This window comes from Roseofilum sp. (assembly GCF_982964205.1).
Window position 1 is genome coordinate 33294 of sequence record NZ_CEZBFX010000006.1, and the last position, 20237, is coordinate 53530.

Annotated in this window: 25 protein-coding genes; 14 read left to right on the forward strand and 11 right to left on the reverse strand. The window is 46.0% G+C overall.

Annotated elements, in window-relative coordinates:
* Positions 1 to 70 precede the first annotated feature (70 nt).
* Entirely contained in the window at positions 71 to 814 is a 744-nt protein-coding gene (locus tag AC3A14_RS03050) for a hypothetical protein (protein WP_318731557.1), read from the reverse strand.
* A gap of 258 nt (positions 815 to 1072) precedes the next feature.
* Here AC3A14_RS03050 and AC3A14_RS03055 point away from each other — a divergent pair, with 258 nt between their 5' ends.
* Positions 1073 to 1243 (forward strand): hypothetical protein, encoded by a 171-nt coding sequence (locus tag AC3A14_RS03055; RefSeq protein WP_318731558.1) that lies wholly within the window; start codon positions 1073 to 1075, stop codon positions 1241 to 1243.
* Here the strand turns inward: AC3A14_RS03055 and AC3A14_RS03060 are convergent.
* Positions 1231 to 2226 (reverse strand): carbohydrate kinase family protein, encoded by a 996-nt coding sequence (locus AC3A14_RS03060; protein ID WP_318731559.1) that lies wholly within the window; start codon positions 2224 to 2226, stop codon positions 1231 to 1233. The genes AC3A14_RS03055 and AC3A14_RS03060 overlap by 13 nt on opposite strands.
* 268 nt (positions 2227 to 2494) lie before the next feature.
* On the opposite strand from AC3A14_RS03060, the gene pedR reads away from it, so the two are divergent.
* From pedR to AC3A14_RS03100, 8 genes are all read left to right on the forward strand, one after another.
* The gene (gene pedR, locus AC3A14_RS03065) at positions 2495 to 2773 is read left to right on the forward strand and encodes a photosynthetic electron transport-dependent transcriptional regulator PedR (protein WP_271940846.1); all 279 of its coding nucleotides are present in this window, start codon (positions 2495 to 2497) and stop codon (positions 2771 to 2773) included.
* A gap of 15 nt (positions 2774 to 2788) precedes the next feature.
* Positions 2789 to 3094 carry a hypothetical protein gene (locus AC3A14_RS03070; RefSeq protein ID WP_318731560.1) on the forward strand — a complete coding sequence of 102 codons (306 nt, stop codon included), beginning with the start codon at positions 2789 to 2791 and terminating at the stop codon, positions 3092 to 3094.
* Entirely contained in the window at positions 3094 to 4368 is a 1275-nt protein-coding gene (gene hisS, locus AC3A14_RS03075) for a histidine--tRNA ligase (RefSeq protein ID WP_318731561.1), read from the forward strand. The genes AC3A14_RS03070 and hisS overlap by 1 nt, the downstream gene beginning before the upstream one ends.
* Positions 4369 to 4497: 129 nt before the next feature.
* Complete coding sequence (locus tag AC3A14_RS03080; RefSeq protein WP_318719609.1) at positions 4498 to 4689, forward strand: hypothetical protein; 192 nt, start codon at positions 4498 to 4500, stop codon at positions 4687 to 4689.
* Between the two features lie 104 nt (positions 4690 to 4793).
* Positions 4794 to 5009 carry a hypothetical protein gene (locus AC3A14_RS03085; RefSeq protein WP_318719608.1) on the forward strand — a complete coding sequence of 72 codons (216 nt, stop codon included), beginning with the start codon at positions 4794 to 4796 and terminating at the stop codon, positions 5007 to 5009.
* Between the two features lie 53 nt (positions 5010 to 5062).
* Positions 5063 to 6472: a hypothetical protein gene (locus AC3A14_RS03090; protein ID WP_318731562.1), complete on the forward strand. Its 1410-nt coding sequence runs from the start codon at positions 5063 to 5065 to the stop codon at positions 6470 to 6472.
* Positions 6473 to 6496: 24 nt separating this feature from the next.
* Positions 6497 to 7303 (forward strand): hypothetical protein, encoded by an 807-nt coding sequence (locus tag AC3A14_RS03095; RefSeq protein ID WP_318731563.1) that lies wholly within the window; start codon positions 6497 to 6499, stop codon positions 7301 to 7303.
* A 153-nt stretch (positions 7304 to 7456) separates the two neighbouring features.
* Positions 7457 to 8245, forward strand: a complete 789-nt coding sequence (locus AC3A14_RS03100; RefSeq protein ID WP_318731564.1) for a radical SAM protein — start codon at positions 7457 to 7459, stop codon at positions 8243 to 8245.
* Positions 8246 to 8414: 169 nt separating this feature from the next.
* On the opposite strand, the gene AC3A14_RS03105 is transcribed toward AC3A14_RS03100, so the two are convergent.
* The 3 genes from AC3A14_RS03105 to AC3A14_RS03115 are packed head-to-tail and all read right to left on the reverse strand — an operon-like array spanning position 8415 to position 9533.
* On the reverse strand, positions 8415 to 8870 hold the full coding sequence (locus AC3A14_RS03105) for a lasso peptide biosynthesis B2 protein (protein ID WP_318731565.1): 456 nt from the start codon (positions 8868 to 8870) through the stop codon (positions 8415 to 8417).
* A gap of 23 nt (positions 8871 to 8893) precedes the next feature.
* Positions 8894 to 9250, reverse strand: coding sequence for a HepT-like ribonuclease domain-containing protein (locus AC3A14_RS03110; RefSeq protein WP_318731566.1), 357 nt, complete (start codon positions 9248 to 9250; stop codon positions 8894 to 8896).
* The gene (locus AC3A14_RS03115) at positions 9240 to 9533 is read right to left on the reverse strand and encodes a nucleotidyltransferase family protein (protein WP_318731567.1); all 294 of its coding nucleotides are present in this window, start codon (positions 9531 to 9533) and stop codon (positions 9240 to 9242) included. The genes AC3A14_RS03110 and AC3A14_RS03115 overlap by 11 nt, the downstream gene beginning before the upstream one ends.
* A gap of 150 nt (positions 9534 to 9683) precedes the next feature.
* On the opposite strand from AC3A14_RS03115, the gene AC3A14_RS03120 reads away from it, so the two are divergent.
* From AC3A14_RS03120 to AC3A14_RS03130, 3 genes are read left to right on the forward strand one after another with little or no spacing between them, the layout of a single operon-like run.
* On the forward strand, positions 9684 to 12893 hold the full coding sequence (locus AC3A14_RS03120) for an efflux RND transporter permease subunit (RefSeq protein ID WP_318731568.1): 3210 nt from the start codon (positions 9684 to 9686) through the stop codon (positions 12891 to 12893).
* Positions 12894 to 12944: 51 nt separating this feature from the next.
* Positions 12945 to 13196 carry a DUF433 domain-containing protein gene (locus AC3A14_RS03125; protein WP_318731569.1) on the forward strand — a complete coding sequence of 84 codons (252 nt, stop codon included), beginning with the start codon at positions 12945 to 12947 and terminating at the stop codon, positions 13194 to 13196.
* Positions 13197 to 13199: 3 nt separating this feature from the next.
* Complete coding sequence (locus AC3A14_RS03130) at positions 13200 to 13568, forward strand: DUF5615 family PIN-like protein (protein ID WP_318731570.1); 369 nt, start codon at positions 13200 to 13202, stop codon at positions 13566 to 13568.
* Positions 13569 to 13618: 50 nt separating this feature from the next.
* Here AC3A14_RS03130 and ureE read toward each other — a convergent pair whose 3' ends face one another.
* The 3 genes from ureE to AC3A14_RS03145 form a co-directional block, all read right to left on the reverse strand.
* Complete coding sequence (gene ureE, locus AC3A14_RS03135; protein WP_318731571.1) at positions 13619 to 14062, reverse strand: urease accessory protein UreE; 444 nt, start codon at positions 14060 to 14062, stop codon at positions 13619 to 13621.
* 30 nt (positions 14063 to 14092) lie between these two features.
* Positions 14093 to 15178 carry a glycosyl transferase gene (locus AC3A14_RS03140; RefSeq protein ID WP_318731572.1) on the reverse strand — a complete coding sequence of 362 codons (1086 nt, stop codon included), beginning with the start codon at positions 15176 to 15178 and terminating at the stop codon, positions 14093 to 14095.
* A gap of 122 nt (positions 15179 to 15300) precedes the next feature.
* Positions 15301 to 15789 carry a universal stress protein gene (locus AC3A14_RS03145; RefSeq protein ID WP_318731573.1) on the reverse strand — a complete coding sequence of 163 codons (489 nt, stop codon included), beginning with the start codon at positions 15787 to 15789 and terminating at the stop codon, positions 15301 to 15303.
* Between the two features lie 139 nt (positions 15790 to 15928).
* On the opposite strand from AC3A14_RS03145, the gene AC3A14_RS03150 reads away from it, so the two are divergent.
* Both AC3A14_RS03150 and AC3A14_RS03155 read left to right on the forward strand, forming a co-directional pair.
* Positions 15929 to 16927, forward strand: a complete 999-nt coding sequence (locus AC3A14_RS03150) for a GUN4 domain-containing protein (protein WP_318731574.1) — start codon at positions 15929 to 15931, stop codon at positions 16925 to 16927.
* Positions 16928 to 16937: 10 nt separating this feature from the next.
* Positions 16938 to 17591, forward strand: a complete 654-nt coding sequence (locus AC3A14_RS03155) for a Uma2 family endonuclease (protein WP_413039093.1) — start codon at positions 16938 to 16940, stop codon at positions 17589 to 17591.
* An 85-nt stretch (positions 17592 to 17676) separates the two neighbouring features.
* Here AC3A14_RS03155 and rsgA read toward each other — a convergent pair whose 3' ends face one another.
* From rsgA to dnaJ, 3 genes are read right to left on the reverse strand one after another with little or no spacing between them, the layout of a single operon-like run.
* A complete protein-coding gene (rsgA, locus tag AC3A14_RS03160) occupies positions 17677 to 18702 on the reverse strand; it encodes a small ribosomal subunit biogenesis GTPase RsgA (RefSeq protein ID WP_318731576.1) in 1026 nt (341 codons plus the stop codon).
* Positions 18699 to 18986 (reverse strand): sulfurtransferase TusA family protein, encoded by a 288-nt coding sequence (locus AC3A14_RS03165; RefSeq protein ID WP_318723131.1) that lies wholly within the window; start codon positions 18984 to 18986, stop codon positions 18699 to 18701. The genes rsgA and AC3A14_RS03165 overlap by 4 nt, the downstream gene beginning before the upstream one ends.
* Positions 18983 to 20113: a molecular chaperone DnaJ gene (gene dnaJ / locus AC3A14_RS03170; protein ID WP_318723133.1), complete on the reverse strand. Its 1131-nt coding sequence runs from the start codon at positions 20111 to 20113 to the stop codon at positions 18983 to 18985. The genes AC3A14_RS03165 and dnaJ overlap by 4 nt, the downstream gene beginning before the upstream one ends.
* Positions 20114 to 20237: the final 124 nt, after the last annotated feature.

Sequence of the window (20237 nt, forward strand, 5' to 3'; positions counted from 1 at the left end):
GACAATCTTCTAAAGATTTGATATCAGTAATGGGTAATTCTAGATATTTATGGGGTTTGAGTCTGGGTGATTACGGGCGATCGCTGACGGTTTTGATAAATTCCTTACCATTTTCTTCTAAGACCACAATTGGATTACCACTAGAGGCAATTTCAATTCGTTTCACTCGTATTCTGCCATTTGATAAGGATTCTCCAGCCACCACATAGCGAGAGGTTGGTTCATCAGGAGCCTTAAGAATTGCCCGCATTCCGTCTGGCAGCTCTGCCACTCCTGTTACTTTTACGGCTTCTGCTCCCGATGGTGTTACAGGACTCGGAGTGAGGATAGGCTGCACTTGAGCGACTTCAATCGTTTGGGGAATTGCTTGGACGCTGGGATTGGGTTGTACCGTCGGCAATTGGGGGGATGGAGTTGGGATCGGAGCCGGTAAAGGGATAACGGGTAAGGGTTGAACCGGGGAGGGGGCTGGGTTGGGTTTGACTGTCACTTCTGGGGTTGGAGTTGGTGGGGTTTGTGTTACCTTAATCTGGCCCGGAGTCACAATAGGATGGGTGTCTAAAGGACTGAAGGGGTCTCGCTGCCCTTCTTTGAGTTGCGCTAACCGTTCTTCAGCCGAAGTTGAAGGGGTTAATTGGGGAATTTGGGCTAAGATTTGGCTCTTCTGTTTGGGAGTAACTTGGGGAGAAGGAGGAGGAGTAATGGCCACTTCTGACTCGATTACAGCCTCCTCTTGGGATACCTTGGGACCACTACAGCCCAGTGTCCAGAGTAAAGAAATGCTGATGGTACTCATCCACAGGAAGCGATTCATTGTTAGATCTCCCAATCTTGCTCTTCATCATTCAGAATACCGCCTCTTGCCTGAATTGCAACGTAGTGGAGAGCATAGGGGAAGATGGAAACACGGGAAGGTTCCGTATTGCCCTTTCCTATAAGTTTTGTAACAATTTCCCCAATTTTGCATAAAATAACCGTCTTTTTTCTGAGATCCCTATAGAGACCCTTGTTAATGCTCTGAAATCCCATCCTCCTCGGATGGGATTTTTTCTACTCAAGAGGAGAGAGTTCCATGTTCTGGCCGATCGCCCTTTTTGCTATTATCGTCTTTCTCTGGACACAAGAAACCTTAGTTGAAAAACCGAAGAAGAAGAAAACCCCAGAAGAAAAACTGGGAGAGGCGATCGGCGAATATCTCAAGTCAGGGATTAGAATTCGTACAGAAGAATCTCAAGATAAATAGTCCGTGGTAATCCCCTGTTCTTGGAGAAAGGTTTGTACCTGTTCAGCCGTCGGCTCAGGGGCGATCGCTCCAGGTTCAACAGTGGTTAGAGCGCCAACGGCTGCTGCATAGGTAACAATTTCCTTAACCTTCTGGGGATCTTGCAAGCTGGAAATCTGGTATCGATTCAGTTGATGAATCAAACCCGCTACAAATCCATCTCCTGCTCCTGTTGTATCCTTTACCGATACGGCAAAAGCCGGTACACTTCCTTCTCCTTCTCCGATCGCATAATGGATCGGTTTTTCTCCCCCGGTAACCACCACACCCTCTAAATCAGGAAATCGGTCTCGGATAGCCAATGGATCGGTCATATCCAATAAAAACTCGGCTTCTCGATCGCTAACTTTTACAAAATCTACTTGAGCTAATAAATCATAAATTAAGGGTTTGGCTTGCTCGGAATCGCGCCAAAAAACGGGTCGCCAATTCACATCGACGACCAGTTTCAGGTGATATTGATTAGCAATCTCTAACGCTTTATGGATCGCTTCCTGGGTTTGGGGATAAGCCAGCTCTAGGGTTCCCAGGACTAGATATTGAGCATCTCTAAATAAATCTATAGGGAGCAGGGAAGAATCAAGATAGGCATCCGCGAAGGCGGTTGTATCTGTCTCTCCAAAACCTGCGAAATAGCGATCGCCATTATAGGAATGAATCACATAAACCTGTCGGGTGGGGGCACTAGCATGTCGTTGAACGCCTTGGATATCAACCTGCTGTTCTTGGAGAAAATTCACCAAGCGATCTCCCGCCTCATCCGATCCAACACTCCCAATAAACGCTGATGGCGTACCCAACTTGACTAACCTACACGCTACATTAGCAGGAGCGCCGCCTGGATATGGAGTCCAGGATTTAACTTGATCGTAGGGCAGTCCAGCTTTGTCAGCCAGACAATCGAATAAAAGTTCACCTAAGCACAGAACCTGAGCTGTATTCATAGAAAATTTTGCCGTAAGCCTAGAACCCTCAGTGTACTACTATTCCCGGTTATTATCACCAGGAGGATTTTTGCTCTAGCGGGGATCGTAAGCTAGTTCTAGCGATCGGACTGATGGAGATTTTTCTGTTGCTAGGCAAACGATCGAAAATGGCTTGGCTTAATCACCAATCAAGACCACAATAAATGGCAAAGATAGAATTAAGTTATAGTTTAAGTAGATATACTAAAGCCAATATGCTTTCCCTTAGTAGAGATCCATAATCACTATGACTGTTAGCGAACCAATGAAGTCCATATCCCTCTCCGACCGTGAAATTCAGGTAGTAGAACTGGTGGCAATGGGATTAGCCAACCAGGATATTGCCGAAAAACTCGAAATCAGCAAGCGCACGGTAGATAATCATATTAGCAATATCCTCAAAAAGACCAAGACCGATAATCGGGTGGAATTAGTTCGATGGGCAATGAAATGGGGTAAAGTATGCATAGATGAGGTCAATTGTTGCATTTTACCCGCCGATCCGACACAATCCGAAGATGTATAAATATCATCTTTACCTATGAAATCCCAATCTGCATCTATCCTGGATTCGGCTATAAATCAGAAACGCAGAATCCTGAGTTGGCCTAAGTTGCCCCTAGCGGTATACCGTGAAATTGCAGCCCATTTACGTCAAATTGATGGTGTGAATACGGGGCTGTATTCCCAATCTAGCTCGGAGTTTAATTATTATTTAAGCCAGGTTGGGAGTATGTGGCTCGAATACCCGGAAGATCTGGTGGCTGAGGATTTGGCTCGTATAGATCGAATTTTGGCGTACTATAGCGATCGCTATGGTGTCTGGAAATCAATTGACGAAAACTAATGGCACAACTGCAAGGTATACGAGGAACCCGCGATATTCTGCCGGATGAGGTAGCCAGATGGCAGTGGGTGGAAGCAATCGCCCGGAAAGTTCTGGCTCAGGCTAGATACCAGGAGATTCGCACGCCCATTTTTGAGCAAACAGAATTGTTTGCCAGGGGAATTGGGGAAGCGACGGACGTGGTGGGAAAGGAGATGTATACCTTTACGGATCGCGGCGATCGCTCAATTACCCTGAGACCCGAAAATACGGCAGGAGTGGTGAGATCCTATATTGAGCATACTCTCAGCTCGAAAGGCCTTCAGCGTCTTTGGTATATCGGACCCATGTTCCGGTATGAACGGCCACAGGCTGGACGACAAAGGCAGTTTCATCAATTGGGTTTGGAGGCAATAGGCAGTGCCGATCCGAGGGCAGATGCTGAGGTAATTGCCCTTGCCACCCAAATCCTTAAATCTTTGGGTCTAAAGTCCCTGAAATTAGACCTGAACTCTGTCGGTAACCGGGAAGACCGCTTACAATATCGTCAAGCCCTTGTTGACTATCTTACTCCCTATAAAGAAGAGCTGGATGCCGATTCCCAAGATCGCTTAACCCGCAACCCTCTGCGGGTTTTAGATAGTAAGGACAAGCGCACCCAAGAAATTGTCGAAAATGCGCCCAGTTTATTGGAGTATTTAGGGGACTTTTCCCGCACCCATTTTGAACAGGTGCAAACCTTACTGGCTGATTTGGGCATTGACTATGAAATTAATCCTCGTCTCGTCCGAGGACTTGATTACTATACCCATACCGCCTTTGAGATTCAATCCGACGATTTAGGTGCCCAAGCCACCGTTTGTGGGGGCGGACGCTATGACGGATTAGTCGCAGAATTAGGCGGCAAAGAGACCCCAGCAGTCGGTTGGGCGATGGGATTAGAGCGATTAATGATCTTGGTGGAAAAACTGGCTCAGGTTCCAGACTCTACTCTAGATTTTTACCTGATTTCCAAGGGAGAATTAGCCCAGCGCCAATCCTTGAAGCTGGCTCAGGGGTTGCGCGAAGCTGGATTTTCTGTGGAACTAGACCTGAGTGGCGCAGCGTTGAAAAAACAAATGGCTCGTGGCGATAAAAGTGGCGCGATCGCCTGTCTGATTTTAGGCGATCGAGAAGCCGAACAACAAGAAGTGCAACTCAAGTGGATGTCCGCCAAAGAACAACAAACCCTGGAACAAAGCGATCTGTTAAGCAATACGCCTTATTTACGTCAACAACTCGATAAGCATTGTTAGGGGCGATCGGAACCCGATTAAACCCGTTGTCGTCGTTTTTTTTGAGGATCTCAGGATTAAACTCACTAATCCTGAGAATACTTTTATATACTGTAAGCATCGCCTGTTCAGTCAACTGAAAGAGGTACAATGGAGAATCTAAATTCAATAGCAAAAGAAGAACAGCACATCAGCAATGTAAGCTCAGGTTCTGAATGGAATCGAGAAGAGAAAATAATCAAAAATCAAAAAGCGATGGAGATCCTCAAAACTATGATAGCTTGGAATCGTCGCAAGGAAACAACTGAGAAAGATTTAGAATTTTGGCGATTTGTTTATTAAACCATCAATAATCATCGTCCTGTTGGACAAAAGCTATTTTCTGAGAATAATGGAAATTAGATGATAGTTTTTATAAATAGTTCTATCTTAGGTATGCTTTAGATGTGTTATACAGAGCAGTAAAAATTGGGTCAGAGGCTCAGTCTCAAAGAGGGCCGACAGCGCCTCGTGAAGCCCTAGATATCGATCGAATTATTGCCGCTCACTACAAAATATTAAAAGAAGAATATCCTAGGCATTATATGGTAATTGCCACTAAAAATATCAAATATTTGAGTCGTTTTTCTGAAGCAAGAGATTGGAGAGCAATAAAATCATAATACATGGTTTGATTGCCATTTGAAACAACTATATTTTTGAATTATTGATTACTATGTCTGTGATTCCTCCGTACCTGATCGTCTTTACCATTGCCTTAGTGATCCTTCCTTCTCTGGGTGCAATTCTCTTAAGGATGGCACTCCATCTCCATCTTACCGTTCTTTCCCAAAAAGTTCGGCGACTGATTCACTGGCAACCTCTCAACCGTAAACCGGAAATTATTGAATATGTAGAACAACGGTATGCAGAATCGATTACTCGGTTAGAACAAGTCAACACTGGAGCGCTGATTGACCAAGTCTATAGTCAAGAGCAAGTTCTGTTTTTATCCTGCGATCAAATTGAATATTTAGGGCGAATTTTACCCAACTTGTTATTATCTGTTGGGTTACTAGGAACATTTATTGGTATTACCTTAAATCTGACCGCTTTAAGTGAAACCATCAGTAATACCACAGCCATTGATATTAACAGCTTACTGGAAGCTCTGCAACAACCCTTACAAGGCATGGGAATTGCCTTTTTTACTAGCCTAGTCTCCATTTTGTTTAGCGCCGTCTTAACCGTCGTCAATGGACTGTTTAATACCGCGATCGCCAAAACCAAATTTGTTGATTCCCTTGAAGACTATCTCGATAATGTTTATCTGCAAACCTTAGAAAATAATACCCGATTTGACCGCATTATTCAAGGAATGAATCACTCTTTTGAAGGATTTCTCAACCGATTTGGTCAAATGGTGAGTGCTTCTGTAGAATTAGCCCTCAAAGAAAAAATGGAAGAGTTAGCGATTGAAAATCATCGTGCCACAGAACTGGCAGAAAAAGTTTATAGTCGCTTAACGGAATCCACGTTAACCATTAGTCAAAGTACCGAAGAATTTAAGCAATCGGCCGATCGCTTCTTAATCGTCGCTCAACGATTAGAAAACAGTCCGTTTCCTCAAAGTCTCACTGCAGCTACGAACACGTTAGGAGCGCTTCAGCACAGTTTTGATCAATCCATTAACAGTTTAACGACTTCTGTACAAACCATTGAAATTGCTGCTTTAGAATTACAAAGTTATAGCAAACGATTAGCAAAATTTGGCGATCAAATGAGCCAAAGCTATTCTACGTCCCTAAAAGTACTGGAAAGCCAACAACACAGTCAGCAATCTATTCAGAATATGATGGCTCGATTGCAAACCGGAACTCAGGGATTTGAAATGGCGGTAAAAGCAGTGGATCAACTGCAACGACGCACAATTGCGAAAGCGGAAGATTTGGATGAGTTGCAAGCGGAACTTAAACAAGTGGTCATCGCTTTAAATCAAGTGACTCGCGTTATTCAACAAGGATTGGAAAATTTTGGCACTCAGGTGACGACTTCAGCACAAATTCAAGATAATATTCAACAAATGAAAGAAACGCAGACCGAGCTGCTGAGACTGCGCCGCGCTTTAGAAAGTAAATCGAATTAAAATTACCCATTACCCGTTACTAGTATGAGTCGTCGTAAATCTCGTTCTCTAACCAATCAAGAAGATCTGAAAATTTGGACAGCATTTACAGATTTGATGTCCAATGCGTTTATGATCTTAACGTTATTTTTGCTCTTAGCGTTAATTAAATCCTTCTTTCTGAAGTCGGTTTCTGATGCCAATGTTACCCGCTCCCAAGAATTAGAGTCCCAATTAGCCAATTTGCAATTAGAGTTAGATAGCCGCACCAGTGCGGTACAAGGGTTAGAAGGTCAAGTTGCGAACCTGCAAGATCAATTGCAACGACGGGAAAATGTGGTGCAAAAACTGCAAGGGGAAATTGAACGGTTAAAATCGCCTCCGGTGATTGTTTTACGAGAGTCGCAATCGAGGAGTTTTCCGTCTGGTAGTGCGGAACTTGCACCAGATTTCCAACAGTACATTTTAGAGGATTTGGTGACACAAATTGAAAGTTTTGCCCAAAATTATCAGGGCTATGTGGTGGAGGTGATTGGTCATACGGATGGTCAAGAAAATAGTGGCAGTTCGAGTAATTTAGACCGAGTTTTAGAGGATGTGGTGGAAGGAAGTGCGTCGGTTTCTCGGTTGAATCCGGGATCGAATGCTGATTTAGGGTTGATGCGTGCGCTTGCGGTGGTGAAGGTGTTGGAAAGTAATCCCCGTTTGCAGTCGATGGGGTTACAGTTTAAGGCGTATTCTGCGGCTCAATTATATGGAGTTTCGGGCAATTTTTCGCCGACGAATGGTGGGGATAATCCCAGTCGCAGACGGATTGAGATTCGGTTTACTCCTCCTGCGGTGGAGCGATGATGGGGGGGGATAGGGATGCTCCCTTCTCCCTTCGACTCCGCTCAGGGAGCGGGAAGGAGCGAGGAAGTTTTCATCCTCCACTGGGCTTTTTTCAGGTTTCCGTCACAATAGAGGGGGAAGCATGTTTGTTGAGAACAGATGGAGATCGAGGAAATGGTAACGACAACGACGGAATTTAAGAGTGTGTATGGACCGGTGGTTTCTTGGCGTTATGGGCGATCGCTAGGCATAGACCCGATTGGTCAAACTTCGGTTTGTTCATTTAATTGCGTCTATTGTCAGTTGGGAGAGATTGAGGTTGTGACGCAAAAGCGAGATATTTATGTGCCTACAGAAATGATTCTGGGGGATTTACAGGGGTTTGCACCTTGGGATGTGGATGTTGTGACGCTCAGTGGCAGTGGTGAACCGACATTAGCGTTAAATTTAGGGGAAATTTTGCAAGGGATTCAGGAAATGACCCAAAGACCGACGCTGGTGTTAACTAATGGTACGCTGTTGGACGATCGCCAGGTACAAGCAGATTTACGATATTGCGATCGCCTTTCCCTTAAACTAGATGCTGTTACTGCTAAACCCCTCAACCGCGTCAATCGTCCCGTAGACAGCTTGAATTTAGAGCAAATGTGGCAAGGAATGCTCGACTTTCGCCAACAGTATAGCGGAGAAATTGGCGTACAAACCATGATTTTGACTCCTTGGGATGCAGAAACTCGCCATCAGTATATCGAGATGATGAAAGCCTTATCCCCAGTAGAAATTCAACTCAATACTCCGTCTCGTCCAAAACCCGTCAAACGGCAATTAGATGGCCGTGGAAATCATTATGATGAGAGGTCTTATGAGGTGAAACGGTTCAAATGTGTGGAGCCGGAAGTCTTGCAAGCGTTTGCGAACGAAATCGAGCAAGAGACGAACATTCCCGTCCGCTATCGAGGGTAATCTCATGTCTGTTTAAGAGCTTGCTATCAATAACGTCAGTTTTGGTGAAGGGCATTTTGCAGCTGATTTGACGAAGGAATGCAAATTACAGCCAACGATAGTCTAAGAGTGTCAGCTTATCCAAAACTGACGTTAATCAATAAAGTCTGGCAAAGCCCGATCGCCTACCCTAGGGAAGAACCATGACTCCATAGCGATCGCGCACATCTTGAGTATCATTGATTGCCCAACCTTGCCATTCCACCCAAGCATGGGCGGCGAATTCTCCCTGTTGCTGCTGTACTCCAATGCGTAATTGGCTCTCAATTCCCTGGTGACGTAATAAACTCCAGAGGACGAGGGACTGTTGTAAGCATTTTGCCCAAGGTTGGTAATACTTAGCGGCTAATCGTATAGCCTGATTCACTTGTCGCACGCGATCGACTAGATTATCCTCAATTTCCACATTCTCTGTTAATGGGAAGAATTGGGATAAACGAGCTTGAGTAGACTTAAACCCCCACCATTTCAGGGAAAGGGTAACCACAGGTAACCAAAACAGAGCCTGCAATAAGAGCGATTTTACCACGCCATCTAGACTCCAAAAACTGGACAATTTACGCATCCCTAGCTTCAATCGGTTCATCTTTCTAGCACCTAATCTCAAATCTATTCTTCTCCCATCTCTTGCTGCAATAGCGTCTCTAGCATGGCAACTACAGCAGGTAAATCTTCATAGATAGTTCTCCACATCCGGTCAAGATTAACTTGAAAGTATTCGTGAACCATCACATTTCTCATATCACGCATCGAACGCCAAGGGATTTGCGGATAGCGAGATTGAATGGAGTCTGGCACATTAACAGCAGCCTCGCCAACAATCATAAAGTTATAAAGAATCCCGTGCAAAACCAAATCCTCCATCTGTTCAAACTGCTCATAACTTATCCCCGCAGTCGCTTGTTGAATGCGAGCGATCGCATCTAGAATATCTTGTATCCTTAATCGCCATGGTCTAGAAGGCACGAATCATCCCCTTCAGAACCGGTTCTCGTAAATGTTCTCGCAAGGAATCTGCTGTTCCCAAGTCTATATCACAACCAAATAGATCTTCTAGATAGTGTTGTACTTGAAATAATTGAAATAATCCCCCTGGCTTCGTAAACTCTACGAGAAAATCAATATCGCTATCAGGTCGTGCTTCGTCTCTAGCGACTGAGCCAAATAAATCCAGAGACTTGACTCCCAATGCCTCTAGTTCTTGCCGATGACTGGTTAAGGTTGTCAGTACCTGTTCTTTTGATGTCATAGTGCTGTAACGCTCTCAGCTAAATATGTATACTTTTTTATAATCTATCACCGAGCAACGGCGATCGCCTCTAAATCTCTGACGATTCCCCCATTATAAGCAAAACCGATACAATCAAGAGAAACTCATTACTCCATCACTCGCCTTGTTATGAGCCAAACTCCCAGCAGTTTAAGCGCGATCGCCATTCGTCGGCATATCGGAACCCTGATGTTAACCATTGCGGTTATCGTCGTCGGTTTTTTTGCCCTCAGTCAGCTCCCCGTTGACCTCCTCCCCGCCATTACCTATCCCCGCATTGGGGTACGCGTTGATACTCCTGGTCTGGCTCCTCAAGTGGCAGTAGACGAAGTAACCCGCCCCCTAGAAGAAGGATTAGCTGCCACTGAAGGGGTCGTGCAAGTGTTTTCAGAAACTCGTGAAGGTCGGGTTTCCCTCAATCTCTACTTTAATCCTGGTAGTGATATTGACCAAGCTCTCAATGATGCTACGGCGACTCTGAATCGCACGATTAACCAACTGCCAGACGACTTGGAGCCACCGCGAATTTTTAAGTTTGACCCGTCCCAACTACCAGTGTATGAATTTGCGCTGACTTCTGAGCGATTACAAGGGGTGGATTTACGGGTATTTGGCGATCGGGAATTGGCGCGGGAACTGACCGTAGTCCCTGGAGTTGCTGGGGTAGATGTCTCTGGAGGACTGCAAGAGGAAGTGCAGGTGAATCTGGACTTGAAACGGATGACGAGTTTGGGCATAACCATTAATGATGTGTTGGATAATTTGCGCGATCGTAACTTAGACAGTTCTGGAGGACGACTACGAAATATCCCCACCGAGAGCCTCACCCGTACCATCGGTCGTTTTGCAAACGCCCAAGATATCCTCAATCTCTCCTTTGAACTGAACGATTCTCCCTCATCTCGCCAAGTCTATTTACGGGACTTTGCCCAAGTCATCGATGGCACAGAACGACAGCAAGTATTGGTTTCCCTGAATGGGATTCCAGCCGTTAAAGTGAGCGTACAAAAACAGCCAGAAGCCAATACGGTACAAGTCGTTGACGCAGTGAAAGCCAGGATTGAGGAACTGCGCTCTGGGGGCATTATTCCCGATGATATGATTTTGACCTCGACGTTGGATGAATCCCGATTTATTCGCCAATCGATTCGCAATGTCGTTATCGCCGGATTAACCGGATCGGGTCTAGCGGCGATCGCCGTTCTCCTATTCCTAGGTTCCCTACGGCAAACCCTGATCGTCATCCTTGCCATTCCCTTGGCAACCCTCACTGCCATTATCCTCATGTTCGCCTTTGGTCTCTCCCTCAACGTCTTCAGTTTGGGAGGACTCGCTTTAGGGGTGGGTATTGTCGTGGATAACTCCATCGTGATGCTAGAAAACATGGTCAGCCAACATCAGGCTCTTCGACTGCGCTCAGAGCGTCCCCTGAGCGCAGTCGAAGGAGACACCTTAGAGATCCCCCCCTCTCCCTATCTGGAAGCGCAAAAAGCTGCCTCACAACTCGAATCTGCGCTCTTAGCCTCCACTTCAACTAACCTGGTTGCCGTCTTACCCTTTGTACTCATTGGGGGATTCTTCTCATTGCTCTTCAATGAACTGATCCTCACCATTAGCTTTTCCGTTGCCGCGTCCCTGATTGTGTCCTTAACTGTTGTTCCCATGCTCACATCCCGGTTATTGCGCGTGCGACGCTCCAGTGGCTTAGACAAAAGGGGCCCCTTACGCTGGTTTAACCAGCAGTTCCTGTTGATTACAGGGGGCTATGGACGGATATTAAGAGGGGTGATTCGAGTGCGAATTCTGGCGATCGCGTTAGCGGTATTGATTCTCGGTTATGGTAGCGTTCGCCTCGCTGCCGACATTCCCCAAGAAATTCTGCCCAGAATCAACACCGGACAAGCGCGTTTATTTGCCCAATTTCCCCCTGGAAGCAACCTAGAAACCAACCAGAAAGTGATGGAAGCAGTCGATCGCATTCTAGTCGAACAACCGGAAACCGAATATGCCTTTACCACCACTGGCGGATTTCTGTTTGCCAATCTCACCATTGAAAATTTACTGCGATCGAGTAGTACCATTACCCTCAAACCGGGCAGTAATGTCCAGGCGTTTGTCGAAAACGTTCAACGCGAACTCAATCAACTGAATCTCGTCAATATTCGCCTGCGCTTATTTCCAGATGCAGTGCGGGGGTTAATTTTAAATAATTCCCCCGTTCGCGGCGATATTGATGTGGCGATCGCGACATCTCTTGGTCCTGATGGGATTGAAGACCCAGATATTCTCGCTCAAGCCGGTCGCCAAGTCTTGAAAGCCTTAGACGAAAACGTGACCTTAGCCCGATTTCGACCCGATGCTGATCCCTCGCAACTAGAAGTCCAAATTCGTCCCGACTGGGAAAGAATGGCCGATTTTGGGGTCACTGCACAAGAGTTAGGGACAACGTTGGAAACGGCTATCTCAGGAACCGTTCCCACTCGGCTACAACGGGGTAATCGTTTGGTGGATATCCGCGTACAGCTCAACCGAGATGCATTACAGGGAATTGATGAACTCCGGCAAATGCCCCTGTTTTCACAAAACAATAGTCCCATTCGTCTACAAGATATAGCGAGTCTGGATAAGGGAACAGCACCGGCAGAAATTCAGCGCGTGAATGGGCGATCTGTCTTTTTTCTAGTAGGAAACTTGAATCAGGGTGCGAGTTTAAGTGACGCTCTAGGGGAAGTTGACGCAGCTTTAGAGAATCTAGAACTCCCTCCAGGAGCGCGAGTGTTGCCGTCGGTTGCCGCCGAATCGAATCAACAACTGCAAGAGGCAATCGCTATTTTGGGCAGTTTAGCGGCGTTCCTGGTGTTTGTGGTGATGGCAGTTCAGTATAATTCTTTGATCGATCCATTGGTGATTATGCTCGCGGTTCCCCTGGCTCTAGCAGGGGGAATTTTAGGATTGTACCTGACGGAAACGGCGATCGGGGCTACCGTATTAGTCGGTGGCGTTTTATTGGTTGGAATTGTGGTCAATAATGCCATTATTATGGTGGAACTGGCCAATCAAATTCGCGCCGAATCCGGATTAGATTATCGCAGCGCCATTTTAAGAGCCGCTCCCCAACGATTACGGCCGATTTTAATGACGACCATTACCACAGTTTTAGGTTTATTTCCCTTGGCTGTAGGTTCAGGAGAAGGAGGCGAATTTTTACAGCCATTAGGCGTAGTCGTCTTTTCCGGCTTATCTTTGGCAACCCTGTTAACCTTATTTATGATTCCCTGTTTCTATGTGCTGTTGCACGAAGATATTGGCGAGAAATTGCTCAGATTGCCGAAAAAGTAGATTATTATGAACCATAGTTCAGTCCCTTGATAGATAAGGAGGTAAGAGCCAATGCCCGATATGAATGATTCTCTGCTCTCAAGAATTACATTTGATCGCCACATTTTTGGCGGTAAGCCCATTATTCGAGGAATGAGAATTTCCGTGGCTATGATTTTAGAATTGTTGGCCAAAGGGGCATCAATACCAGAGATTTTAGAGGATTATCCTGACCTAGAAATGGCTGATATTTATGCTGCCCTGTTCTATGCCTATCGTCTCATCAATAGCGAAGAAATAGTGGAGCGATCGGTGGCATCATAAATCATGAAATTTTTGCTCGATGTCAATGCAAATGCTTCTTTATCCGATTTTTTGAGAGATTTGGGATATGATGTTGCTTGTGTTCGGGATGTCGATCGCAGTATGAGTGATGGTGACATTTTGGATTGGGCTGTAAGAGAACAGCGTATTATCATCACCACAGATTCTGATTTTGAACAACTGATATGGCTACAAGATCAACGTCATTGTGGAGTTTTACGGTTAGAAAATCTCCCACGTTCCAAAAGACTCTCTCTACTGCAAGATGTTTTAGCTGATTACGATCAAGAGTTAGAAGCGAGATCAATTGTTATTGCTAGTGAACACAAAATTCGGATTCGCAAGAAATTAAGCTTCAAGGAGGAATCCTGAATAATATAGAGTCCGAATAATCGGTTATGATATCAAGTCCGAACTATTCCCTAATGCGCAGCACTGTATGCTCCGGGTTCGGGTTGAAAAGGAGCAATTTTTTCCCTTACATTTACTCCTAATTGCTCTAACATCATTCGGAGTACCGGATCAACTTCTAAACGTAAGTAGTCTGGAGTAATTTCTACAGGAATATGACGATTTCCGAGATGATAGGCTGCTCGCAGGAGATCGATCGCCGTTTCCGAGGTCACTTCTAATACGGGTTCCGGTTTAGCAATCACTTGCACCAGGGTATCAGCGATCGCCGTTTGCAAAAGGTCACCATCTTGGAGAACTGTTCCCCTCGGTAATCGTAACTCAACCGTCACCCCGTCAGGAGTTTCTGTCTGATAGCGACTGCGCGTACGCTCCCAAGCAGTTAAGGGAAGGATCGAGGTGATTTGGGAATTGTCCAATTGCAAACAGCGCTGGGTCAGGGTAATTGAGGTCATGGAATGGGGGAAGTGGGGGACGCGGGAATGTTAATGATTGATTCCAAAATAGTCGATCGCGGCTTCGGCGATCGCCTCGCTGCCGGTTTTATCCAAAACTACATCCGTTCTGGGAGGCGTAGGCACTTGGTGTAAAAAGCTCCAATCTCCGCTAAAGAAAGCTTCTGGATCGATAATCTGATGTCTGCCGTAATCTTGCAATCCTGCCATTAAAACCGGGGTTTCGGCAAAGCCTTCTCGGGTTAAAGAAGCAATGGGAGTTCCTAAGCGCAAGGCCTCCGCAAATGTACTATATCCCGGTTTAGAGATCAGGCGATCGCAAAGGGGCATAAAATCGACTGGCCGATATTCATATCCCCTCGCTTTAATCAAATTGGGTAGATCGGGAGCTTGGGCATCGAAGGTGATAAACTGCCAGTCAGGAAACTCCTTGAGGGTATCATAGGGAATCGCTTGCAGGCTTAACCCGCCAAACGTTAATAATACGGTGCGTTCTTTGGGAGCAGAAATTTGGAACTGTTGGCGCAATTGCTCCACAGTCGATCGAGGAATCCCCCCGGTTAACCCTACATCGACCACTTCCGGAAATGCACTCATAGGTTCATGAATCGGTAGCCGAAACAGGCGATCGCACTGGCGATAACTATTGCTAATCCAATCGGCGATCTCAAGAAATTCACCTCCCCAAGGGCGATAAATAAAATCCCAACCAAAATTACCCATCATCCAACAAGGAATTCCGGCACTATGGGCAATATCTACGGCTAAATGGGGCAAATCAGCTAATACTAAATCAACCCGATTTTGGCGAATAAAATTCACTTCTCCGGCAATAATTGAGCGTTCATTTTGGTGAATCTGTTTCAGTTTTTCTAGAGTTGGTTCTTTATCCATGGTCAGGCTATCGGACTGAATTACCCCCACATCAAATCCCCTGGGACGGTGAATAAAGTCAACCGAAATATAGGATTCGAGCAACCATCGGGGAACGGTAGTCACTAAAATGAGGAGAATTTCAGGATTGCGTTGGGCGATCGCGGCGGCAACTGAGGCCATCCTCACGGCATGACCAAAACCATGATTGGTGATTGCCAGATATAAAGTAGGTCGAGACATAGAATCAATGAACAATGAAATAATTAACAATGATTGCTTGTTCTATCCTAAGATTCTCAGGGCAAGTTTAGAGGGTTTTGAGTTAACTTACCCTGAGCGAGTGTGACTCAAAAATAGGGGGTTCAGGTTGGCTCGGATAGCAGGGGTTTGTCTTGGACAATGAACACGGAACAGGAAGCACGATGAACGACATAATTACTGACACTACCGAGTAGTACCTCAGCAACTTCATGTCTTCCCCTACGTCCCACGACAATTAAATCTGCACCCCAGCTTTTGGCTAGATCGCAGATCCAACGTCCGGTATCACCCATTTTCCATTCCCATTCACAGGAAACACCTGCTTCTTGAGCGCGATCGCAATAGCAACTGAGCCATTGACGAGTCTGTTCCGTTTCCTCTGCCATCTGTTCTTGCACTGCTTGGGAAAAGTTAGTTAAGGTATGGCCATAGGGACCAACATAGGTAAACAGACTACTTTCTTCCAAGCCTAGACGGTGAAAGAGCATCATTTGAGAAGAAAACTGTTGCGCTAGAGCTAACCCTTTCTCAAAAACGGTTTCTGCTTGAAGGGAGCGATCGAGGGCAACTAAAATCTTTTGATAAACCATTTTTCAATAAGCAGTTTAAAACCTTCATTTAGATCATGGCACTGTTTCAGGTACAATACCAAACGTAAGCTACAAGAATTAACAGCTCACCTCTAGAAGCAGTGGAAAGGAAGCAAGCAAAGAATTGAAGGAATTACCCATGGCTAACTCGCAACTCCGTCTGATGATCCTGGCCTTTCCCCTGACGAGTTATCTTCTGATAGGACGGATCTTATTAACGCTGATCGATCTGAGTTCTCACCTGGGTGCGAAATTGTGGAATTGGGCGATCGCCGATCGGCAACAGTACCCCTACTCTCTCAAAGATGACCGAGGATTGATTTTAGGGTTTCCCCTGGTATTTCCCTTACTCTCTCTTCTAGCGCTCAGTTCCCTGTTATGGTGTACAGTTTTGATGCTGTTGAAGGTGGGTAAGCGCGATCGTCTCTTGGAGCAGGTGCAAAAGTTGCTTGGGGATGAATCTCTGTTTGTAATTGCACTTCCGGCTGAGTGTTATTACTGGCTTGAAGGATTGGTGACGGGAGTGTTTGAGGCGATCGAGGAGTTTAGGACTCCGGGAATATCAGCCAAGTTCTCGGAAGTGATGCCTGTGGAAAGTGTTGCCTCTGAACCTGCTGCTGTGGAAGCCGTTGAAGAGCAAACACCAGAACCCCAAGCTCCTGTCTTATCTCCTGCTGCTCCCGTTTATCCAACTAACCCGAATGTTCCCTTACGTTCAGAAAGTGGTATAGATTATACTCGACTTCAAGATTTACTCTCGGATCGTAAATGGAAAGAAAGTAATCAAGAAACCCTGGATCTGATTTTGCGGGCAACTCGACGAGAAAGTGATGGTTGGTTAGATGCCCTGAATTTAGATGAGCTGCCTTGTACAGAATTAGACACGATAAATGAACTTTGGATTGCCTATAGTAAAGGCAAATTTGGCTTAAGTGTGCAATCTCGGCTCTATGAACAGGTAGGAGGAGATTATGGTCAGTTTTGCGATCGCATTGGTTGGCGTAAAGAGAGTCAATGGACAAAGCTGACTGAGTTAAACTATACGGATAATGCGCCTCCAGGTCATTTACCTTATCTGGGATCGGCGATCGGTTATTCCCTACTCAGTCATAAACTCAAAACCTGTGGTATTCAATAAATTCAGCGATATGGTTATTGCAGCCCCAGAACCTCAAGCAACAGTCCAACCCAAAGGCGAACAACGGGTCGTTTTTCACGGCATTACCTGGGAGAACTATGTACACATCCTCGATCAACTGCCTCAATCCAGAGGTTCTCGTCTAATCTATGATGATGGAGTTCTAGAGATCACTATGCCCTTAGAAGACCATGAATTTGCCCGGTGTTTAATTGAGCGATTTATTGTGGTTTTGGTTGAGTTGTTGGGTCTTTCCATTAAGACCATGGGATCGACAACCATGAATTATCCCCTGTTAAGAAAAGGAGCAGAACCGGATAGTGCCTATTATTTTCAAAATCAGCCGTTGGTGAAAGGACGCAATGTGAATTTTGCCCAAGATCCGCCCCCAGATTTGGTGGTTGAGGTGGATATTACCCACACGGATATTGCTAAGAATGAATTTTATTCCCGTTTGGGTGTGCCGGAGTTTTGGCGTTTTGATGGGCAGGTGTGGCGGATTTATACTCTGAAGTCTGGGGTATATGTGGAAGTGGAGCAAAGTCCCACGTTTCCCGAAGTACCGAAGGAGTGGTTATATCAGTTTTTAGCCACAGCAAAAGAAGATGAGATCGGGGCAATGCGAGAGTTGAGGGGACGCTGGCAGGAAGCAACCAACTCCTAGAGAACACGATATAGCAGAGAAAGGGAGAGTTTAGGCTATTTTCTATTCCCTATTCCCCATTCCCCATTCCCTATTCCCTATTCCCTTATATTTCAGCATCCCTGTACCATTCTTCCAATTGTTGTTGTTGGGTACGGCGTGAGGGACGGCGATATTTTTTGGTATTTAGTTTAGGTTCGTAAGTATTGTGACCTTTGCGCTTCAGGGTAGATTCAGGATCGGCTTGGCGATCGCGGTGTTCTTGACAGGCGATCGCCTCTTGCAAAAACATGAGATAATGTTCGTAGCGCTCCCAGTCTCCTCGAATTGCACAATCCGGTTCTTCCCGATGCAAACAGTCACTAAATTGGCAACGATCTACCCTCATGAGCGCCCGCACTTCTGGAAAATAGTCTCCTAACGCTTCTGGAGGATAGTCTACATCCGGCTGATTAAATCCGGGGGTATCCGCCAAAAGTCCGCCACTAGGTAACTTAAATAACTCCACATGACGAGTGGTGTGTCGTCCCTTTTGGAGCTTTCCAGACACTTTCCCTACCCGCAAATGGGCATCGGGAATCAAAGTATTAATTAAACTTGATTTTCCCACCCCAGAAGGCCCTGCAACAATCGTGACTCGTTGAGCTAACTGTTGCTCGAGTTCGGCTAATCCATGCCCACTCACCACACTAATGAACAGAGGCACATAACCCCATTGTTCTAAGCGGTGACACCACTTTTCTTTCCACTCAGTAGAAACTAAGTCACTTTTGTTTAAACAGAGACATAAACTCAAGGGCGTTGATTCACTTTTGACGAGAAACCGGCTGAGTTGATAGGGGTCGAGATTGGGTTGATCGACGGAAAAAACCAATAATAGTTGATCCGCATTGGCTACAGGAGGCCGGGATAATTCGGTAGTTCGAGGATAGACTTGGGCGATCGCCCCCCGCAAACCCGACCAATCTGGATCTTCTACCCCCACGCGATCGCCCACCATCACCCGTTGACCAATCTTTTTCAGGCGCGATCGGCGAGTACACAACAAAGGAGTCCCTTCTTGCTCATCAAGCTGAACTTGATAAAAATTGGCTTGAACTGCCAACACCGTACCCACCCAAACCTGATTCATTGTGGAGGCAGATTTTCCGGATCTGAGCGCCGAACTTGCAGCCGAAAAAACGGCTCCTCTTCATCCTGGGTAGACTCTTGTAGTCCTTCAATCGGATAACCCGCCATTTTCAGGCTATCCGGAACCTGCTCAATGGGTTCACCTGCATCTAACCACACTTCCAATAGGGAACCAGGAGCCATTTTTTCCAGTTGTAGCTTCGTGCGGACAAAGTTGAGGGGACAAGGTATCCCCCGTAAATCCAGTTGAACATCCGGAGGACCTAAATCAGTCTGGGGACTCATTTATTAAAAATCCCTCCAAACAACCCACCTCCCTTATCTTGGCGATCGCCTCTTAGGCGTTCCAACTCCTTCAAATGCTCCTTCTCATCTGCACTCAACTGTTTAGGATTAGGAATATCCACCACCACCGTAATCAAATGATCTCCACGGCTTACTGGATTTCCCAACCGAGGAACTCCTCGATTTTCCAGCGTCAACACCGTATTCGGTTGTGTTCCTGCCGGAATAGTCAATTCTTCCGTACCATCAACCGTTGTCACCTGCACGCGAGAACCCAGAATCGCCTGTAAATAACTCACCTTCATTTCCGAAAGCACATTAATACCATCCCGTCGGAAATCCGCATCCTCATTCACAAACAAATAAACATACAAATCACCAGGAGGACCCCCCTGTTGTCCGGAATCTCCCTCATTAGACACCCGCAGTCGAGTCCCATTATCCACCCCAGCAGGAACATTAATCTTCAACTTCTTCGTAACCTGCTTATTCCCGCTACCACCACAGTCATTACACTTATCCTGAATCACCTGTCCTTGACCATTACAAGCCGGACAAACGGATACCTGAGTAAAGCTACCGAAAGGCGTGCGAGTCGCTCGGCGGATTTGACCCGAACCTCCGCAGGTTTGGCAAGTTACCGGTTTAGTCCCCGGTTTAGCTCCCGAACCATTACAGGTTTTACAGGTTTCTAAATGATTAATCCGAATCTCTTTCTCACCACCAAAAATGGCTTCTTTGAAGTCTAACTTCAAATCCAATCGTAAATCATCACCTCGGACTGGGCCTCGTCGTCTTGCCCCTTGGGTTCCCACTCCACCACCAGCAAAGCCACTGAAGAAGCTCTCAAAGATATCTGCAAAACCACCCATATCACCAAAGTCCCCAAAACCAGGGCCTCCAGCTCCACCACTCACTCCTGGTTCACCAAAGCGGTCATATCGAGCTTTCATCTCTGGCTCAGAGAGGACTTCATACGCTCGGTTAATTTCTTTGAACTTGTCTTCAGCTCCGGCTTCTTTGTTAACATCCGGGTGATATTTTCGCGCCAACCTGCGGTAGGCTCGCTTGATCTCTTCTTTGTCTGCTTCGCGGGAAACACCGAGAATTTCATAATAGTCGGCCATAGGGCGCTCTGTCTTTCGGGGATCTCTCAACAAGTGGGCATACTGCACACTATTATAGCGGTCTCTTGGAGTGGAGACAGCTTAGTTTTCTCTGAATTTTAAGGAGGAGGCTGAAAAATTTCAG

Excerpts from the sequence above, each read along its gene's own strand:
- AC3A14_RS03050 (WP_318731557.1), bottom strand. The coding sequence starts at position 814 with ATGAATCGCTTCCTGTGGATGAGTACCATCAGCATTTCTTTACTCTGG.
- AC3A14_RS03055 (WP_318731558.1), top strand. The coding sequence starts at position 1,073 with ATGTTCTGGCCGATCGCCCTTTTTGCTATTATCGTCTTTCTCTGGACA.
- AC3A14_RS03060 (WP_318731559.1), bottom strand. The coding sequence starts at position 2,226 with ATGAATACAGCTCAGGTTCTGTGCTTAGGTGAACTTTTATTCGATTGT.
- pedR (WP_271940846.1), top strand. The coding sequence starts at position 2,495 with ATGACTGTTAGCGAACCAATGAAGTCCATATCCCTCTCCGACCGTGAA.
- AC3A14_RS03070 (WP_318731560.1), top strand. The coding sequence starts at position 2,789 with ATGAAATCCCAATCTGCATCTATCCTGGATTCGGCTATAAATCAGAAA.
- hisS (WP_318731561.1), top strand. The coding sequence starts at position 3,094 with ATGGCACAACTGCAAGGTATACGAGGAACCCGCGATATTCTGCCGGAT.
- AC3A14_RS03080 (WP_318719609.1), top strand. The coding sequence starts at position 4,498 with ATGGAGAATCTAAATTCAATAGCAAAAGAAGAACAGCACATCAGCAAT.
- AC3A14_RS03090 (WP_318731562.1), top strand. The coding sequence starts at position 5,063 with ATGTCTGTGATTCCTCCGTACCTGATCGTCTTTACCATTGCCTTAGTG.
- AC3A14_RS03095 (WP_318731563.1), top strand. The coding sequence starts at position 6,497 with ATGAGTCGTCGTAAATCTCGTTCTCTAACCAATCAAGAAGATCTGAAA.
- AC3A14_RS03100 (WP_318731564.1), top strand. The coding sequence starts at position 7,457 with ATGGTAACGACAACGACGGAATTTAAGAGTGTGTATGGACCGGTGGTT.
- AC3A14_RS03105 (WP_318731565.1), bottom strand. The coding sequence starts at position 8,870 with ATGAACCGATTGAAGCTAGGGATGCGTAAATTGTCCAGTTTTTGGAGT.
- AC3A14_RS03115 (WP_318731567.1), bottom strand. The coding sequence starts at position 9,533 with ATGACATCAAAAGAACAGGTACTGACAACCTTAACCAGTCATCGGCAA.
- AC3A14_RS03120 (WP_318731568.1), top strand. The coding sequence starts at position 9,684 with ATGAGCCAAACTCCCAGCAGTTTAAGCGCGATCGCCATTCGTCGGCAT.
- AC3A14_RS03125 (WP_318731569.1), top strand. The coding sequence starts at position 12,945 with ATGCCCGATATGAATGATTCTCTGCTCTCAAGAATTACATTTGATCGC.
- AC3A14_RS03130 (WP_318731570.1), top strand. The coding sequence starts at position 13,200 with ATGAAATTTTTGCTCGATGTCAATGCAAATGCTTCTTTATCCGATTTT.
- ureE (WP_318731571.1), bottom strand. The coding sequence starts at position 14,062 with ATGACCTCAATTACCCTGACCCAGCGCTGTTTGCAATTGGACAATTCC.
- AC3A14_RS03140 (WP_318731572.1), bottom strand. The coding sequence starts at position 15,178 with ATGTCTCGACCTACTTTATATCTGGCAATCACCAATCATGGTTTTGGT.
- AC3A14_RS03145 (WP_318731573.1), bottom strand. The coding sequence starts at position 15,789 with ATGGTTTATCAAAAGATTTTAGTTGCCCTCGATCGCTCCCTTCAAGCA.
- AC3A14_RS03150 (WP_318731574.1), top strand. The coding sequence starts at position 15,929 with ATGGCTAACTCGCAACTCCGTCTGATGATCCTGGCCTTTCCCCTGACG.
- AC3A14_RS03155 (WP_413039093.1), top strand. The coding sequence starts at position 16,938 with ATGGTTATTGCAGCCCCAGAACCTCAAGCAACAGTCCAACCCAAAGGC.
- rsgA (WP_318731576.1), bottom strand. The coding sequence starts at position 18,702 with ATGAATCAGGTTTGGGTGGGTACGGTGTTGGCAGTTCAAGCCAATTTT.
- AC3A14_RS03165 (WP_318723131.1), bottom strand. The coding sequence starts at position 18,986 with ATGAGTCCCCAGACTGATTTAGGTCCTCCGGATGTTCAACTGGATTTA.
- dnaJ (WP_318723133.1), bottom strand. The coding sequence starts at position 20,113 with ATGGCCGACTATTATGAAATTCTCGGTGTTTCCCGCGAAGCAGACAAA.